Source organism: Streptomyces sp. NPDC056835 (genome assembly GCF_042789485.1).
In the GTDB taxonomy this organism is placed as follows: domain Bacteria; phylum Actinomycetota; class Actinomycetes; order Streptomycetales; family Streptomycetaceae; genus Streptomyces.
This window is the reverse complement of the sequence record NZ_JBHUBB010000075.1, coordinates 1-3,218: the sequence shown is the minus strand read 5'-3', so window position 1 is coordinate 3,218 and position 3,218 is coordinate 1. Positions and strand designations below refer to the sequence as shown.

Annotated in this window: 2 rRNA genes; both read left to right on the top strand. The window is 52.7% G+C overall.

The annotated features are described in order from the left end of the window. Window positions 1–143 precede the first annotated feature (143 nt). Window positions 144–3,071, top strand: a 23S ribosomal RNA gene (locus ACFRMN_RS38535). A gap of 55 nt (window positions 3,072–3,126) precedes the next feature. Next, a 5S ribosomal RNA gene (gene rrf / locus ACFRMN_RS38530) occupies window positions 3,127–3,218 on the top strand; the annotation flags it as partial.

The following is a 3,218-nucleotide window of genomic DNA, read 5'->3' as shown; positions in this document are numbered from 1 at the left end:
GGTTTTGAAGGATCATTCCTTCAAAACATGTCTCTAGCGAGACAGGATTGTTCTTTGAAAACTAGATAACAATAAGTAATACATTCACATTGAATGCAATGCAAAGTTCATCACACATAGTGATTCTTTCTAAAGTAAGAAATGGTTAAGTTAGAAAGGGCGCACGGTGGATGCCTTGGCACTAGGAGCCGATGAAGGACGGGACGAACACCGATATGCTTCGGGGAGCTGTAAGCAAGCTTTGATCCGGAGATTTCCGAATGGGGAAACCCACCACTCGTAATGGAGTGGTATCCATATCTGAATTCATAGGATATGAGAAGGCAGACCCGGGGAACTGAAACATCTAAGTACCCGGAGGAAGAGAAAGCAAATGCGATTCCCTGAGTAGCGGCGAGCGAAACGGGATTAGCCCAAACCAAGAGGCTTGCCTCTTGGGGTTGTAGGACACTCTGTACGGAGTTACAAAGGAACGAGGTAGATGAAGAGGTCTGGAAAGGCCCGCCATAGGAGGTAACAGCCCTGTAGTCAAAACTTCGTTCTCTCCTGAGTGGATCCTGAGTACGGCGGAACACGTGAAATTCCGTCGGAATCCGGGAGGACCATCTCCCAAGGCTAAATACTCCCTAGTGACCGATAGTGAACCAGTACCGTGAGGGAAAGGTGAAAAGCACCCCGGAAGGGGAGTGAAAGAGATCCTGAAACCGTGTGCCTACAAGTAGTCAGAGCCCGTTAACGGGTGATGGCGTGCCTTTTGTAGAATGAACCGGCGAGTTACGATCCCGTGCAAGGTTAAGCAGAAGATGCGGAGCCGCAGCGAAAGCGAGTCTGAATAGGGCGCATGAGTACGTGGTCGTAGACCCGAAACCAGGTGATCTACCCATGTCCAGGGTGAAGTTCAGGTAACACTGAATGGAGGCCCGAACCCACGCACGTTGAAAAGTGCGGGGATGAGGTGTGGGTAGGGGTGAAATGCCAATCGAACCTGGAGATAGCTGGTTCTCTCCGAAATAGCTTTAGGGCTAGCCTCAAGGTAAGAGTCTTGGAGGTAGAGCACTGATTGGACTAGGGGCCCCTACCGGGTTACCGAATTCAGTCAAACTCCGAATGCCAATGACTTATCCTTGGGAGTCAGACTGCGAGTGATAAGATCCGTAGTCGAAAGGGAAACAGCCCAGACCGCCAGCTAAGGTCCCAAAGTATACGTTAAGTGGAAAAGGATGTGGAGTTGCTTAGACAACCAGGATGTTGGCTTAGAAGCAGCCACCATTTAAAGAGTGCGTAATAGCTCACTGGTCGAGTGACTCTGCGCCGAAAATGTACCGGGGCTAAACGTATCACCGAAGCTGCGGACTGTTCTTCGAACAGTGGTAGGAGAGCGTTCTAAGGGCTGTGAAGCCAGACCGGAAGGACTGGTGGAGCGCTTAGAAGTGAGAATGCCGGTATGAGTAGCGAAAGAGGGGTGAGAATCCCCTCCACCGAATGCCTAAGGTTTCCTGAGGAAGGCTCGTCCGCTCAGGGTTAGTCGGGACCTAAGCCGAGGCCGAAAGGCGTAGGCGATGGACAACAGGTTGATATTCCTGTACCACCTCCTCACCATTTGAGCAATGGGGGGACGCAGGAGGATAGGGTAAGCGCGGTATTGGATATCCGCGTCCAAGCAGTTAGGCTGGGAAATAGGCAAATCCGTTTCCCATAAGGCTGAGCTGTGATGGCGAGCGAAATATAGTAGCGAAGTTCCTGATTCCACACTGCCAAGAAAAGCCTCTAGCGAGGTGAGAGGTGCCCGTACCGCAAACCGACACAGGTAGGCGAGGAGAGAATCCTAAGGTGATCGAGAGAACTCTCGTTAAGGAACTCGGCAAAATGACCCCGTAACTTCGGGAGAAGGGGTGCTCTGTTAGGGTGCAAGCCCGAGAGAGCCGCAGTGAATAGGCCCAGGCGACTGTTTAGCAAAAACACAGGTCTCTGCGAAGCCGTAAGGCGAAGTATAGGGGCTGACGCCTGCCCGGTGCTGGAAGGTTAAGAGGAGCGCTTAGCGTAAGCGAAGGTGCGAATTGAAGCCCCAGTAAACGGCGGCCGTAACTATAACGGTCCTAAGGTAGCGAAATTCCTTGTCGGGTAAGTTCCGACCCGCACGAAAGGCGCAACGATCTGGGCACTGTCTCAACGAGAGACTCGGTGAAATTATAGTACCTGTGAAGATGCAGGTTACCCGCGACAGGACGGAAAGACCCCGTGGAGCTTTACTGCAGCCTGATATTGAATGTTGGTACAGCTTGTACAGGATAGGTAGGAGCCTTGGAAACCGGAGCGCCAGCTTCGGTGGAGGCATCGGTGGGATACTACCCTGGCTGTATTGACCTTCTAACCCGCCGCCCTTATCGGGCGGGGAGACAGTGTCAGGTGGGCAGTTTGACTGGGGCGGTCGCCTCCTAAAAGGTAACGGAGGCGCCCAAAGGTTCCCTCAGAATGGTTGGAAATCATTCGCAGAGTGTAAAGGCACAAGGGAGCTTGACTGCGAGACCTACAAGTCGAGCAGGGACGAAAGTCGGGCTTAGTGATCCGGTGGTTCCGCATGGAAGGGCCATCGCTCAACGGATAAAAGCTACCCCGGGGATAACAGGCTTATCTCCCCCAAGAGTCCACATCGACGGGGAGGTTTGGCACCTCGATGTCGGCTCATCGCATCCTGGGGCTGTAGTCGGTCCCAAGGGTTGGGCTGTTCGCCCATTAAAGCGGTACGCGAGCTGGGTTCAGAACGTCGTGAGACAGTTCGGTCCCTATCCGTCGCGGGCGCAGGAAATTTGAGAGGAGCTGTCCTTAGTACGAGAGGACCGGGATGGACGCACCGCTGGTGTACCAGTTGTTCTGCCAAGGGCATCGCTGGGTAGCTATGTGCGGACGGGATAAGTGCTGAAAGCATCTAAGCATGAAGCCCCCCTCAAGATGAGATTTCCCATTCCGCAAGGAAGTAAGATCCCTGAAAGATGATCAGGTTGATAGGTCTGAGGTGGAAGTGTGGCGACACATGGAGCTGACAGATACTAATCGATCGAGGACTTAACCATATTTTTGAATGATGTCACACCTGTTATCTAGTTTTGAGAGAACACTCTCAATTTGTTTGGTGGCGATAGCGAAGAGGTCACACCCGTTCCCATACCGAACACGGAAGTTAAGCTCTTCAGCGCCGATGGTAGTCGGGGGTTTCCCCC